This window comes from Collimonas fungivorans, from assembly GCF_001584145.1.
GTDB classification, from domain to species: domain Bacteria; phylum Pseudomonadota; class Gammaproteobacteria; order Burkholderiales; family Burkholderiaceae_D; genus Collimonas; species Collimonas fungivorans.
Genome location: NZ_CP013232.1, coordinates 417,855 through 430,245, shown reverse-complemented (window position 1 = coordinate 430,245; position 12,391 = coordinate 417,855). Strand labels below are relative to the sequence as shown.

General features: G+C 51.9%; 11 protein-coding genes. 3 read left to right on the top strand and 8 right to left on the bottom strand.

The features are described 5' to 3' along the window. Positions 1–20: 20 nt before the first annotated feature. Both CFter6_RS01855 and CFter6_RS01850 read left to right on the top strand, forming a co-directional pair. Positions 21–908: a carbohydrate ABC transporter permease gene (locus CFter6_RS01855; RefSeq protein ID WP_061538506.1), complete on the top strand. Its 888-nt coding sequence runs from the start codon at positions 21–23 to the stop codon at positions 906–908. Between the two features lie 3 nt (positions 909–911). Beyond that, complete coding sequence (locus CFter6_RS01850) at positions 912–1,829, top strand: ABC transporter permease subunit (protein ID WP_061538505.1); 918 nt, start codon at positions 912–914, stop codon at positions 1,827–1,829. A 422-nt stretch (positions 1,830–2,251) separates the two neighbouring features. Here CFter6_RS01850 and CFter6_RS01845 read toward each other — a convergent pair whose 3' ends face one another. The 6 genes from CFter6_RS01845 to CFter6_RS01820 form a co-directional block, all read right to left on the bottom strand. Beyond that, complete coding sequence (locus CFter6_RS01845) at positions 2,252–2,557, bottom strand: hypothetical protein (protein ID WP_150118581.1); 306 nt, start codon at positions 2,555–2,557, stop codon at positions 2,252–2,254. A 158-nt stretch (positions 2,558–2,715) separates the two neighbouring features. Continuing rightward, the gene (locus CFter6_RS01840) at positions 2,716–4,965 is read right to left on the bottom strand and encodes a LamG-like jellyroll fold domain-containing protein (RefSeq protein ID WP_061538503.1); all 2,250 of its coding nucleotides are present in this window, start codon (positions 4,963–4,965) and stop codon (positions 2,716–2,718) included. Positions 4,966–5,446: 481 nt separating this feature from the next. Beyond that, positions 5,447–5,944 (bottom strand): nuclear transport factor 2 family protein, encoded by a 498-nt coding sequence (locus CFter6_RS01835; protein WP_236904491.1) that lies wholly within the window; start codon positions 5,942–5,944, stop codon positions 5,447–5,449. A 169-nt stretch (positions 5,945–6,113) separates the two neighbouring features. Further along, positions 6,114–7,133: an alpha/beta hydrolase gene (locus CFter6_RS01830; RefSeq protein ID WP_061538502.1), complete on the bottom strand. Its 1,020-nt coding sequence runs from the start codon at positions 7,131–7,133 to the stop codon at positions 6,114–6,116. Positions 7,134–7,341: 208 nt separating this feature from the next. Next, positions 7,342–7,725 (bottom strand): nuclear transport factor 2 family protein, encoded by a 384-nt coding sequence (locus tag CFter6_RS01825; RefSeq protein WP_061538501.1) that lies wholly within the window; start codon positions 7,723–7,725, stop codon positions 7,342–7,344. Between the two features lie 204 nt (positions 7,726–7,929). Beyond that, a complete protein-coding gene (locus CFter6_RS01820) occupies positions 7,930–9,033 on the bottom strand; it encodes an alkene reductase (RefSeq protein WP_061538500.1) in 1,104 nt (367 codons plus the stop codon). Positions 9,034–9,136: 103 nt separating this feature from the next. On the opposite strand from CFter6_RS01820, the gene CFter6_RS01815 reads away from it, so the two are divergent. After that, positions 9,137–10,108, top strand: coding sequence for a LysR family transcriptional regulator (locus CFter6_RS01815; RefSeq protein ID WP_061538499.1), 972 nt, complete (start codon positions 9,137–9,139; stop codon positions 10,106–10,108). A gap of 160 nt (positions 10,109–10,268) precedes the next feature. Here the strand turns inward: CFter6_RS01815 and cnbZ are convergent, their stop codons facing one another. After that, positions 10,269–11,042 (bottom strand): 2-amino-5-chloromuconate deaminase CnbZ, encoded by a 774-nt coding sequence (gene cnbZ, locus CFter6_RS01810; RefSeq protein ID WP_061538498.1) that lies wholly within the window; start codon positions 11,040–11,042, stop codon positions 10,269–10,271. 371 nt (positions 11,043–11,413) lie between these two features. Continuing rightward, a complete protein-coding gene (locus CFter6_RS01805) occupies positions 11,414–12,367 on the bottom strand; it encodes an amino acid ABC transporter substrate-binding protein (protein WP_061538497.1) in 954 nt (317 codons plus the stop codon). Between the last annotated feature and the right edge of the window lie 24 nt (positions 12,368–12,391).

The window sequence follows — 12,391 nt, the reverse complement described above, 5'->3', positions numbered from 1 at the left end:
CCACGTGAACGGAGAAAACGATGAAGTCTAGTGCCATGTTTCAACACCGCTGGATGCCGCTCGCTCTGGCGGCGCCGCAACTTATTATCGTCTTTTTATTTTTCTTTTGGCCGGCCTGGAAAGCGATCTGGTGGTCTTTCCATCTGGTACGTCCTTTTGGTAACGATTCTGTCTTTGTCAGCGTGAAAAACTATCTTCGGATTCTCGGCGACGACAGCTTTTACTCCTCGCTGCAGGCGACATTGATTTTTACTGCCGGCAGTCTCGTGCTTGCCATCTTTATCGCCATCGTCCTGGCGGCCTGCGCCGAACTGAATCTGCGTGGCCGGAAAATCTTCCGTCACCTCTTCATCTGGCCATATGCAGTCGCAGGCGCGGCGCTCGGTGTGATTCTTAAATTTGTCATGAATCCGGTCTTGGGGCCGATGGCCATTCTCAACGGCATCTGGCCTGGCTTCTGGACCCCGCACATCAATGGCTCGGAAGCGATGTTGATGCTGATATTTGCCTTCGCGTGGACCCAGGTGCCATTCAATTTCGTGATCTTCGTCGCCGCCCTGCAAACGGTGCCGGACGATTATCTCGCGGCGGCAGCGATAGATGGTGCCGGCCCGATGCGCCGGTTCTTCGATATCCAACTGCCGCTGATTGCGCCGTTTGTATTCTTTGCTGCCGTCATCAACGTGATCGAGGCGTTTACACACAGCTTCGGCCTGATCGATACGCTGACGCAAGGTGGTCCCGGCGGCGCGACCAACATCCTCGTCTACAAGATTTTTTCCGATGGCTTTGTCGGGCTGGATTTATCAGGATCGTCGACGCTTTCCGTGATCATGATGCTTTGCCTCGTGGTCTTGACCACGTTGCAATTCCTCTTTTTTTCAGATCGTATGGGCTACGAGAGATAAATCATGGTCGAACGCCACCCTCTCCTCACGGTTTTCGCTTACGCAGTATTGATGCTCGGACTGATCTTTGCGCTAGGCCCTTTGTACCTGGTGCTATGCTCGGCATCGGTATCGAATCAGCAACTGCTAAATAATGGCATTGCCCTCTTGCCAGGACCGCAGTTGATTGACAACTTGCACGCGGTCGCGCAACGAACGAATATAGGCCGGCAATTGTTCAACAGCTTGATGGTATCGAGCCTGGTGGTGATCGGCAAGCTTGCACTGTCATCGATCACGGCTTTCGCCGTTGTCTACTTTCGTTCGCCTTTCAAGCCCTTGATTTTCTGGACGCTGTTTGCCACCTTGCTGTTGCCGCTCGAAGTGCGCGTCATTCCTACCTACGCGGTTGCATCCGACCTCTTCGAGCCGCTCAAAACCATCCTGCAATCGACCGGTCTTGATACGCTTATCGCGAGCGTCGCCGGCATCAGGATAGAACCATCGCTGAATCTGTTAAACACGTATTCAGGTTTGTCGCTACCGCTGATTGCTTCGGCAACGGGTACTTTCCTTTTCCGGCAGTTTTACCAAACAATACCGCCGGAACTCTCGGAGGCGGCCTTGATGGACGGTGCCGGTCCCATCCGTTTTTTCATCGATATCCTGCTGCCTCTTTCAAAAACCAATTTCGCCGCACTTGGCACGATAGTGTTTATCTCAACCTGGAAAGATTATATGTGGCCGCTGGTGGTCACGAGCCAGGAGAACATGCGCACAGTCGTACTTGGCATGGCAACTTTCCTTCCTACGGAATCCGGGCAATGGCCTGAATGGAATCTACTCATGGCCGCAGCTCTATTTGCGTTCATTCCACCCGTGATTGTTATCGCGCTGATGCAGCGCTGGTTTGTAAAGGGACTTGTTGGAGTTGGGAAATGACCCACAATCTGTGGCCATGATTTTACTCAAAATAGTAAGTTGTGTCCTTGGGCTAAACTTGTTTCAGACTTTATTTGCACGAGGCCCCTGACGGGCATTTTCCAGGTTCATTGACAGACACTGCGAGAACGTGGAGCCAGTTTTCGCTCAGTCTCTTGCCCGCCGGGATCGCTGTGATTGAACTGAATACAAAAAGGGGTTGGACGTTTCCAGAGGCAAAGGCTGATGCGACGGAAAATATATTCACACAACTAGCGGACGCTCCGACTCCTCCATTGGCCAAAGAAGCAATGACGGAAGCACATCATGCGGAATTGGCGCAAAAAACCGACTAGAACGCGGATCCGACAGGCATTTATATGCATTTCAATTCCGAGCTGAATCGCCACCAGTTTTCTAGACTTTCGTCATCTGTTCAAAATTCAGCTGTTCGTAATAATCCCGTAGCGTTGGACGATCTCCGTATGGCCGAGGTCATACTGCAGCCAACCGGTCAGACCCCAGTAGAACCATTGCGTCGCCGAGTTTTGGTCGAAGGCGCTTCTGGCGTTGGTCGGGTTGTTCGCACTGTCATTGGCGAGCCCGCCCGTGGCGACGTTCACCATCGGACGAACCGGTGTAGCGCTGTCCGCGGGAGAATTACCGCTCGTGCCGGCGGAGTTGGTCGCCGTGACGGTGTAGTAGTAGGTCGGCCATTGGTCACAAACGCCAGTACCTTGTGTTGTCAAGTCAAGGCATGCCGTGGCGAGTGCGCCGCCATCCCTGGCGACGCACATGACAAACTAGATGGGTGGAACCCAGATTGGCACGCGTTATGAATGGACCGTGATAAAGTCGAATCGCCTGGCCATTGCACAGCTGCATTTACAAGCTCAACCCGATAACCTTAGTTAGCCCGCGCAGTGAGCCATTTATCCGAAGTCAGCGGGGTGCCGACAATACGGATTTCGCCTAAGCTACCTAAGAATCCAGTAGACATACCGCCTGCCCATTGGCCACAGCCTATCGCCAACTGATCTGCAGGTTTGACGTAGCGAATTCCGCTCATCCCCGAGTTGTTTCGGAGGACCGGCGCGCCTTCGACGTACATGGTAGTGGAATACGAGTCACTCGGGTTATTGACGATGGCGATATGCAGCCATTGTCCGGCAGAGACGCTGCCGGACCAACATGTCAGGTTTGTGTTTTGATCGACCGGCACGATTTCCCACTGAATTTCCATCAAGTTTGACAAGGCGAACATCAGGCAACAGTCACCATCGTCTGAAGCAAAGCCAGCGAGCTCTGAGCGAGGGCCAAGACGATACAGGATGCCCATCCATCCATTTACGCTAGCGTCGAAGCCGGGATCAATCTTGATGAATGCTTCGACGGTATATCCGTTCGGGAACGGTTCGGTATTAAGAGAAGAGTTTGGATCGGTCGTGAAGTAGGAGGCTCTGGTGCCCGTGGAGTTGAGAAAACGCAGACTTCCTGGGGACGCCGACAACGGGTGGTGATCTTTCGACCAGATCAGATCTCCCGCCATGCCTAGTTCGGTGTGCAGAGAAATTGGGTTGGCGCCGGCGGTTGACGCATCCTTGATTTGCAGTCCCGCTTGATATGGGAAAGCATCGCCTTCGGACGCCGCTGAATTGAAAAATCGCCAATGCGCGAGTGTGTTGGCCACCTTTGCATAATCATCGCTCCCAGTCGGCAGTACAGCAGCTTTTTGCGGCGCCTGATTGTAGTTGGTAAGGATCAAGGACTTCGCTATATCGGTCAACGCTTGGGTTGATGTGCCAGCCGGGGTAATGAAATTTTTATTGAAGGATGAAAACCTCTTTGCAAATTGCAAATCCAGCGAAAAATTTTGATTCGAATCTGTTAGCCACGCAACATCAAACTGGTTAAGCGCGCTTGACGGCTTGACCGGAACCCATGGGGAAAATGAACTGGCCGTTATTTTGTTATTGGTCAGATCAAAATCATACAGCCGCAGCAATCCGTTGCCACCCATATATGCCATCTGATAATCGACCACCATTAAAATGACGTCGTTGCCAAAGGCATTCTGTTTGATTTTCGTGCACGATCCGTGATAGTGCCCGCTGACGGCCATGAAAATCTGGTCGTTGTTTTTTATAAGCTTTTCCCACAAATAGTTTGAGTAAGCAGTGTCGGCCGCAGTGGTGCCGTCGCTGCCAATTCCCATCAGTTGATGATTTACCAGGATAACCGGGATCGTGTTGTTGCTCGCTATAATCTGGTTTGCCCAGGCGAGAGCATCATCGGAGGCTCTCCAGGACAGGGAGAGCACCAGGAATTTGTTACCTTCCGCGCTGAAGACATGATACTCATGGAATCCGGATGAATGCCTGCCGCCGAATGTGGCTTGCTGCTTGGCTCGTTCCGTCGGGAACACTTGCAGATACGGCTGGAAGATGCCGGAACGATGATTGCCGCCGTCCTGGTAGCCATCGTCGTTGTTGAAGCCCGTAACGCCAATGCCCCAATCCGGCCCCCATTGCATGTCGTGCCCAATCGCACCAACGTCGTGATTGCCGGCACAGATCGAATAGGGGCACTTCGCCGTTTCCAGGACTTGCATGGCTTGGCTTGCCAGCTCCCACTCCTTATTTACCTGGTCGCTATTCAATTGCCCGTTTGCCACCAGATTTGTACTGCTTGTCCACGGCGATGAACCTTCTGCCGTGTAGTACCACGACTGATCCACCACATCACCGAGATGAATCGTGAATGGTATTTTCAGATCAGCACTATGTGCAGCAATCCACTGTGTCTGAGTTTTGAACGGATTGTTGTACAGCGGATTAATTGTCTTGTAGAGCTTCTGATATAACTCCCCCATTTTCTCAGAAGCATACCGCGGATAAAATTGTGTATCGGGCAAAATGGGAATTGAAAAACTTGATATGGTCTTGACCGCAGGTGGTGGAGATGTTGTTCCACCCGGAGATGTTGTCCCACCCTGGGATTCTGTTCCACTGGCGTTGGAGAAACTCGAACCTCCGCCTCCGCAGCCTTGCAAAATCGCGCCCACTCCCGCTACGGACATGGCAAGCATTGATTTCAATATTTCTCGCCGCTTCTTTTCGGGAACGGAAGCGAGATCATTCAGATTCATATCTTTCATTTGGGATTCTTTTCATTGAATTTTAAAGGAGCCTATCGAGGGGCTTTCTCCAATAAACGAGAACCCCTTTTTTAATCACGGCGATTATAGGAAGCATTTATTACGAGCCGATTAAAAAATCCCGAGATCGAGCATTGCCGTAGCTATTCGCGGACTAACGCCTGCTCGGCATCAAATACTTTGTGGTGAGATAGGCGACCGCAAAAAAGAACAATATCAAAGTGGATATCACGAACAGAAAATTAGTAATCGGTTTTACATATCCGATTATCTAGAAGCTCCCAAAATGATATTTCATGAGTATTAATTTACTGAGATTGACTCTCTAGCCATGGGTCTGTTTTCGACTTTAATAGGCCTGAATAGAGACGGCTGGCGTCGCTGGTGGCCACGTAACCACTGGTTGGTACTGCTTTGATGTTCTTGGTCGTGATTTTTTCCTTTTAGATTTGCTTGTGAATTGAACGTACCGATTGAGGATTTAGTGGTTTGGATACGTGTGGAAAATCTTGCTGACCACAGTCCACTTGCCTTCGACCTTCAGCAGATGGAAGAAGTCAGTGAAGGAGATACCTGACATGTCGTTGGCGTCGATGCGAGCGCTAGCCGCCTTACCGACGATCTCAATGCGGACTATGGCGGCCTGAGCGTCAGGAGATAGGCGGAAATCCTTGTCGACCCCGTCGAACAGGATTGGAATCGCGCCGCCGGCCAGCTTGCCATCGGCGCCGACGCTGTACATCGTCGCATGTTGGCTGAACGCGGGTTTCATGATGCTGCTTTTGGCCTGCTTGCAGCCCTCAATATACTTGTTCAGCACCTCGGTGATGGCTTGGTATTCTTGTACGTACGTAGGTTTGCTTATGGTTTTACTACTGACAACTTGTTGACCGCGCGGTAGATTTTCTGCTTGAGCGGTCGCGCCCAAACCCGTAATGATTGCCACAAAAAACAAAGTCTTGATAAAAGTAATTTTCATTTAGTCGCTCGTAATAAGGGTTGCAACTACTGATTGATGCTCAGCTGAAAAAAACAGCAGATTTTGCGAGAAACTTCGCTGCTGCTCTAGCCGGCATGAGGTGAACGACGTATTTTCTGTCATGAATTCCGCAGCTTTGCCGTGACCTGCGGATTCCTTGCCTTTGAAATTACTTGTCCAGGTTGGCCTTGAGCTCTTGCGACGCCTGCGCCATCGCACTGCGGGATGCCGGCAGATGGCTGAATGCATTTAACAGCCCAAAATCGTGAATCATGCCGTTGTAACGCACCGACTTCACAGGCACGCCCGCGACGTCGAGCTTGCGGCCATAAGCTTCGGCTTCATCGCGCAGGACATCGAATTCGGCGGTCAGGATAAGCGTCGGCGGCAAGCCCTTGAGCTGCTCGGTCGTCGCCTGCAGCGGCGAAGCGTAGATCTGCTTGCGTGCCTTGGCATCGGTCGTGTAATTGTCCCAGAACCACACCATCAAGTCCTTCGTCAGGAAGTAGCCGTTGGCAAATTGCTTGTACGACGGCGTGTCGAAGTTTGCATCCGTCACCGGACTCAGCAATACTTGCGAGCGCAGTGCAGGTGCGCCCTTCTCATTCGCCATCAAGGCAACCACGGCGGCTATGTTGCCGCCCGCACTATTGCCAGCTACGGCGAGGCGCTTGCCATCGACGTTGATCTCCTTGCCATGTTCGGCCACCCATTGGGTCGCGGCATAGGCTTGCTCGATGGCGACGCCATATTCCGCCTCAGGCGACAGGGTGTAATTGACGAAGACCGCCACCGCGCCCGAACCTGCTACAAGGTCACGCACCAGCCGTTCGTGGGTCGGGAAGTCGCCCAGCACCCAGCCGCCGCCGTGGAAGTACATGAACGCGGGCAGGGTCTTCTGTTTGCTGCCTGCCGGGCGCACGATGGTCAGCTTCAGATCGCCGCCGTTGATGCGGATCGTCTTCTCGCTGACTTCAGCCGCCGGCAAGGCCACCTTGGAGCCAGCCTGCGCGCCTACCAGCACGGAGCGGGCCTCGGCCGGCGTCATGGTGTCTAGGGTCTTGCCGCCTTCAAGGGATTGCAAGAATTTTGCTACGTTGTATTCGACGCCGGGCAGATCGGTTGCAGAAGCGTTACCAACCGCAAGGGTCAGGACGGAAAGGGCGAGGGTGGAGGTGAGGGTTTTCATGATGGTTGCTTTTTAGTGACTGAGTGTATGCATGATTAAATAGCGAGCTGCTTTATTATTTTGCTGCGCCTTCGATCAGGCGGTCGAAGGCAGCGTCTTCCAGGCGGTGTGCCGGATGCTCAGTTCCAGCACCGTTCGGCTGCAAAGAAAAACGCAGCAGATATGGCGGGAAGCCTCATCTGCCACGTGTTCATGGGAGACCAGAGGTTCAAGGCGCGACGTGGGTGTGGAAGATCTTGCTGACTACCGTCCACTTACCATCGACTTTCAGCAGGTTGAAAAAATCTGTAAAGCAAAAACCCGAGACGTCATTGGTATCGATGCGCGCGCTGGCAGCCGTGCCCACGATGTCAACTTTGACGATTGCCCCCTGAGCTTCCGGAGACGGGCGGAATGCGCTGTCAATGCCATCGAACAATGCCTGGATCGGGCCGCCGGTCAGCTTACCGTTACCATCAACGCTAAACATCGTTGCTTGCTCACTGAAAGCAGGCTTCATGATGCTGCTTTTGGCTTGTTTGCAGCCTTCGTTGTATTTGTTCAGTACCTCGACGATAGCTTGATAATCCGGCACGTAAGTAGGTTTGTTCATTGTTCACTCCTGGTTATTGATGCGATTCGTTGTAAAAAAAACGGCCACTCTTGACTGGCATGGGAATCAACCCTTGCGGCCAGGGGCTCAAAAAGTTTGCTCATTGTTCTGTTATCGAAAGATAGATTTAATAGTCAAATCGAAGAGATCATCTCGTTATTTTCTTGCTATTTATATGCGGCCTTTATTTGCTCATCAGTCGGCTTACCCAGCTAGCGCAGGCCAATCGGTATAACCCTTTTCGCCGTTGCCGTAATAGGTTTCGCGTAGCGCTATGGCAAGCTCAGCGCCGTCTTGCAAACGACGCACCAAATCTGGATTGGCAATGAACGGACGACCAAAAGCCACGGCATCGACCTTGCCTTCAGCACGACGACTAACAGCTAGTTCAAGGTCGTAATTGTTGTTGCCTATGTATGGCCCTTTGAACAGTGCGCGTAACGCATCGAGATTTACGTTCTCAGGCACGACGCGCGACGTGGCCGTAGCTCCTTCGACAAAATGCATGTAAGCGAGTTGGAAGCTATTCAGTTGCTCGATCAAGTAGCCATACGTCTGCATTACCTGGCTGTCCAAAGGCGTATTACCCGCATCTGGGGTCACAGGAGAGAGGCGAATACCGACGCGCTCATGACCCCAGACGTCGACCACTGCGGCGGTTACTTCCAACGTGAGTCGCGTGCGATTCTCGATCGAACCACCATATTGGTCTGTGCGCTGATTTGTAGAGTCGCGCAGGAACTGATCGAGTAAATAGCTATTGGCAGAATGCACTTCAACACCATCAAAGCCAGCACGTTTTGCGCATACGGCTGCGTGTCGGTATTGATCGAGGATGCCTCGGATCTCGGATGTTTCCAGTGCGCGCGGCATGGAGACATCCATCATTCCATTTTCGGTATAGGTTTGTCCTTCCGCACGAATCGCGGAGGGCGCGACCGGCAGCGCGCCATCCGGCTGCAGATCCACGTGCGAGAAGCGCCCCACATGCCACAACTGGCAAACAATAAGGCCTCCAGCTGCATGTACTGCATCTGTTACCAGTTTCCAACCCGCGACTTGCTCTTCAGTCCAGATGCCTGGCGTCAATGCATACCCCCGCGCCTGCGCGGAAATATTGGTTGCTTCGCTAATGATCAGACCTGCGCTGGCGCGTTGCGCGTAATAGCGAGCGTGCATCTCATTTGGCACGCCATCTGCCCCCATGCGACTGCGCGTTAACGGTGCCATGACAATTCGGTTAGCCAGAGATAAGGCTCCCAAAGTCATTGGAGAGAAAAGATCCGTCGATGGGCTGTTGAGTGTCATTTTTGATTCCTCGTGATAACTGTTCTGCCGGATGAAATTCCTTGCTGTGCTCAGTATGGAGATCGGCGATAATGACGTAAATAGCCATAAGTGGACATAGAGTATGAACAATAAGATCATAATCAAACAATTAGTTCGCACCGAAGGCATCGAGGGCACACCCCCGTTGCCATCGGTACATCTTCCTGGTCTGTTGACCTTCGAGGCGGCTGCCAGGCATTTGAACTTCGCGCGGGCTGCGGCAGAATTAGGCGTTACACCAACAGCGGTTTCAAGGACTATCAAAAGCGTGGAAGCGCAACTGAATGTGCGGTTATTCAACCGCACAACACGCAGCGTCAGTTTGACCGAGGCTGGCGCGTCATTGAACGCAGCATTAGCACCTGCACTTGCGATGATTAAGAGCTCCTTGTCACAAGTCTTGCTGGCGACTGATCAACCGTCTGGCACAGTGCGCATCAACTCTTCGTACGTCGCATACCGTATCTTGATCGAGCCGCATCTAGCTGCCTTCTTTGAGAAATTCCCGCTGATTAATGTCGAGGTGTCACTGGATAATCAACTTAGCGATATCGTCAACGCCGGTTTTGATATCGGCATACGCATGGGAAAAAGGGTGCAAAACGACATGGTCGCGGTGCAGTTGGGCGCAAGACAAAAAAGAATTGTGGTCGCCGCGCCGGATTACTTCCACAAGCGGAATGAACCAGAGACTATCGATGAATTGCTAAAGCACAACTGCATTCGCCAGCGTTATTCCGTTGGAGGCAGATTGTTTGAATGGAAGTTCGAAGCTCGAGGTCAAATGATACAAATCGATGTTCAAGGGCATCTTATTTTTGACGAAATGAGGTCCGTCCTCGATGCCGCAATACAAGGCCATGGCATCGCTTTCATTTACGAGGATTTTGCGAAGCAAGAGTTAGCAAGCGGCATGCTGCGGCAGGTACTGAGGCGGCACAACGCATTGGACGACGCGTTTCATCTTTACTATCCGCATCGCAAGCACATGCCTGGAAAACTGCGTGCGTTTGTTGATTTCATGCGCAGCGCCAATCGAACGGAAACGTCTTGATTTAATTTTGCCCGCGTAGCATGACGGAAGTATTGAGCAATCAGCACACGTGATGCTGTAAATATAAATTCGTGCCTAATCTCAGCTTCGAGCCTATTTCCCATTTCAATCCATCGTTAGGGAGACCAGTCCACGATTTCTGCGCGCATCAAGTCCGCCCCTATGCCGTCGTTGCGACAAAATCGCGTCTTATGGCGCGTGCTTCGAGTTCCACCTCGCCACCAGCAATCGGCGGACGCGCGCGATAGACGAGAACTCCGCGGCGGATTGGTTCACCTATCGCTCCAAGCAGCGCAGGGCCCCAAAGATCCGGAATGTCGTGGGCGTGAAACAAAGCCACCCGAGTGGTGTCTTCCCAAGAGAATCCGAGTTTTTGCAGTGTTTCAGCAACCGTGTCGATGGTAAAGCGGACGCGCTTTTGCACGGCTTGGGGACCAATTTCGCCTTCAGCAATGATCTTGTTGTCGGATCCGATATCTGCCTGGCCCGAGAGCAGAAAGGTGAGTCCGCTCGAAGTCGCGGGCGCGACATAGCTGAACGCGCACATTGATGTGGTTGTGGGTGGATAAAGGTCCAGTGCAATGTTGGAACGACAAACCAGGCTGTAGTCTCCGGACATCAGCGTCCACTTACGCAGTTGCTCAAGGTACGGGACGTTGAAGGTCGACCACTTGTCGAAAGTCAAGGGCTCGGGGACCCGCAACTCTATTCCACAGAACGCTTGAACGGGACGCCCTATGCCTCTGAGATACGTTTCGATGAAGGCATAAGCTTGCTCGAGGGGAAGCCAGGACTGTAACTCTACGCGGACGACCTCGAAGCCGGGATCGGGAATGATGCCGGAGCAATAGGCGGCACCGCTCGGGAGAATTTTGTAATTACCTGCGCTGTTTTCAACCAGTGCTACCGGTTGTCCGTGAGGTTGATTTGACATCAAATGCTCCTTCAGAGGATTTATGTGGATAGGACAGGGAATGTGCCACGGACTACAAACAATACGCTGAGAACGGCACAGCGAAGCAAATGGTTAAAAATCGTCAAGTATAGGAACGTCAAATCAATCCGTTATCAGTCCGACACTGAGAAAAACTCAATATGCCTTTCCAAATAGAGTCGCTTACGGCGTAAGAAAGCTGACTTTGAATTGGTGCGACCAACCAACGTTCACTGTGTAATTCAGTTGAACATAGCTGATTTCCCCCGAAAAGCGCTTAGCGGATCTATCACGTTGATAGATTCAATTTTTGGCCATACCAGGGGAAAATTCGCTGTTATTCAATCATTTCTTCGACATAGCAAGACGCCTTACTTCTTTTTAACCACCGCCAACTGTTCTTTTGGTAATGGCGCATAGTCTGTTGGATTGGAGGAGTTAGTGATCTTCGCGATGGCGGCCTGAGTCTCGGGACTCATCGGCCAGTTTAGATTCTGACCATGCGGCAACGCCGGCGATTGAAACCATTTTGCGTAGATCTTCTTGATCTCCCCAGACTTGAAGATGTTCGTGATGCTGGTTTCGAGTACCTGCTTGAAAGCCGGGTCGTCCTTGCCATAAATTAGCCCGAACGGCTCGACGGAGAGCGCATCTTTGCTAACAACTAGCTCGTCCTTCATTTTGCTGTCACCTGCCAGCGAAGCGAGCACGATGTCGTCATTCACGAAAGCAGCCACCCGGCCAGTCTCGACCAGAAGGACTCCCTCTGCCGTATCGCGTGATGTGACAATATCGATACCAAGCTTCTGCTCATTGTTGAGTATGGTGATCATCTTGATATGGGTAGTGCCGCTATTGATTGCAAGCTTCTTGCCACGAAGCTCGGCAAGCGTCTGCACGTTGCTGCTGCGCTTGCTCAGAATGCGGGAACCGCTGACGTAAAATGTGGGTGAGAATGCCACGATGTTCTGACGTTCTGCCGTATTGGTGGTATTGCCGCATTCGATGTCGACTGTGCCGTTTTGAATTAACGGAATACGGCTTGAGGCTGTCACCGGCAGCATCGAGATATTCAGTTGCGACATACCTAGCTTACGCTGTATGCTCTTGGCGACGGAAAGGCACAAGTCAATCGAATAGCCCTCATAATCCTGTTTATCGGTCAGAAAAGAGAACGGTTTGGTCGAGTCTCGAACGCCAAGGACGATGATGCCTTTCTCCTTGATTTTCTTCAAGGTTCCGCTCAGCTCTTCACCTTGTGCCGCATGACTCGATTGCATGGTTTGGCTGCCGATGATGCAAAGCGCCAGTATAAGTTTTTTCATTTCTTTTCTCCCGATGATTTCAGT

Bases quoted from the DNA above. Each gene is read 5' to 3' on its own strand.
- CFter6_RS01820 (WP_061538500.1), bottom strand. From the start codon at position 9,033: ATGACACTCAACAGCCCATCGACGGATCTTTTCTCTCCAATGACTTTG.
- CFter6_RS01855 (WP_061538506.1), top strand. From the start codon at position 21: ATGAAGTCTAGTGCCATGTTTCAACACCGCTGGATGCCGCTCGCTCTG.
- CFter6_RS01835 (WP_236904491.1), bottom strand. From the start codon at position 5,944: ATGAAAATTACTTTTATCAAGACTTTGTTTTTTGTGGCAATCATTACG.
- CFter6_RS01825 (WP_061538501.1), bottom strand. From the start codon at position 7,725: ATGAACAAACCTACTTACGTGCCGGATTATCAAGCTATCGTCGAGGTA.
- CFter6_RS01805 (WP_061538497.1), bottom strand. From the start codon at position 12,367: ATGAAAAAACTTATACTGGCGCTTTGCATCATCGGCAGCCAAACCATG.
- CFter6_RS01830 (WP_061538502.1), bottom strand. From the start codon at position 7,133: ATGAAAACCCTCACCTCCACCCTCGCCCTTTCCGTCCTGACCCTTGCG.
- CFter6_RS01815 (WP_061538499.1), top strand. From the start codon at position 9,137: ATGAACAATAAGATCATAATCAAACAATTAGTTCGCACCGAAGGCATC.
- cnbZ (WP_061538498.1), bottom strand. From the start codon at position 11,042: ATGTCAAATCAACCTCACGGACAACCGGTAGCACTGGTTGAAAACAGC.
- CFter6_RS01850 (WP_061538505.1), top strand. From the start codon at position 912: ATGGTCGAACGCCACCCTCTCCTCACGGTTTTCGCTTACGCAGTATTG.
- CFter6_RS01840 (WP_061538503.1), bottom strand. From the start codon at position 4,965: ATGAAAGATATGAATCTGAATGATCTCGCTTCCGTTCCCGAAAAGAAG.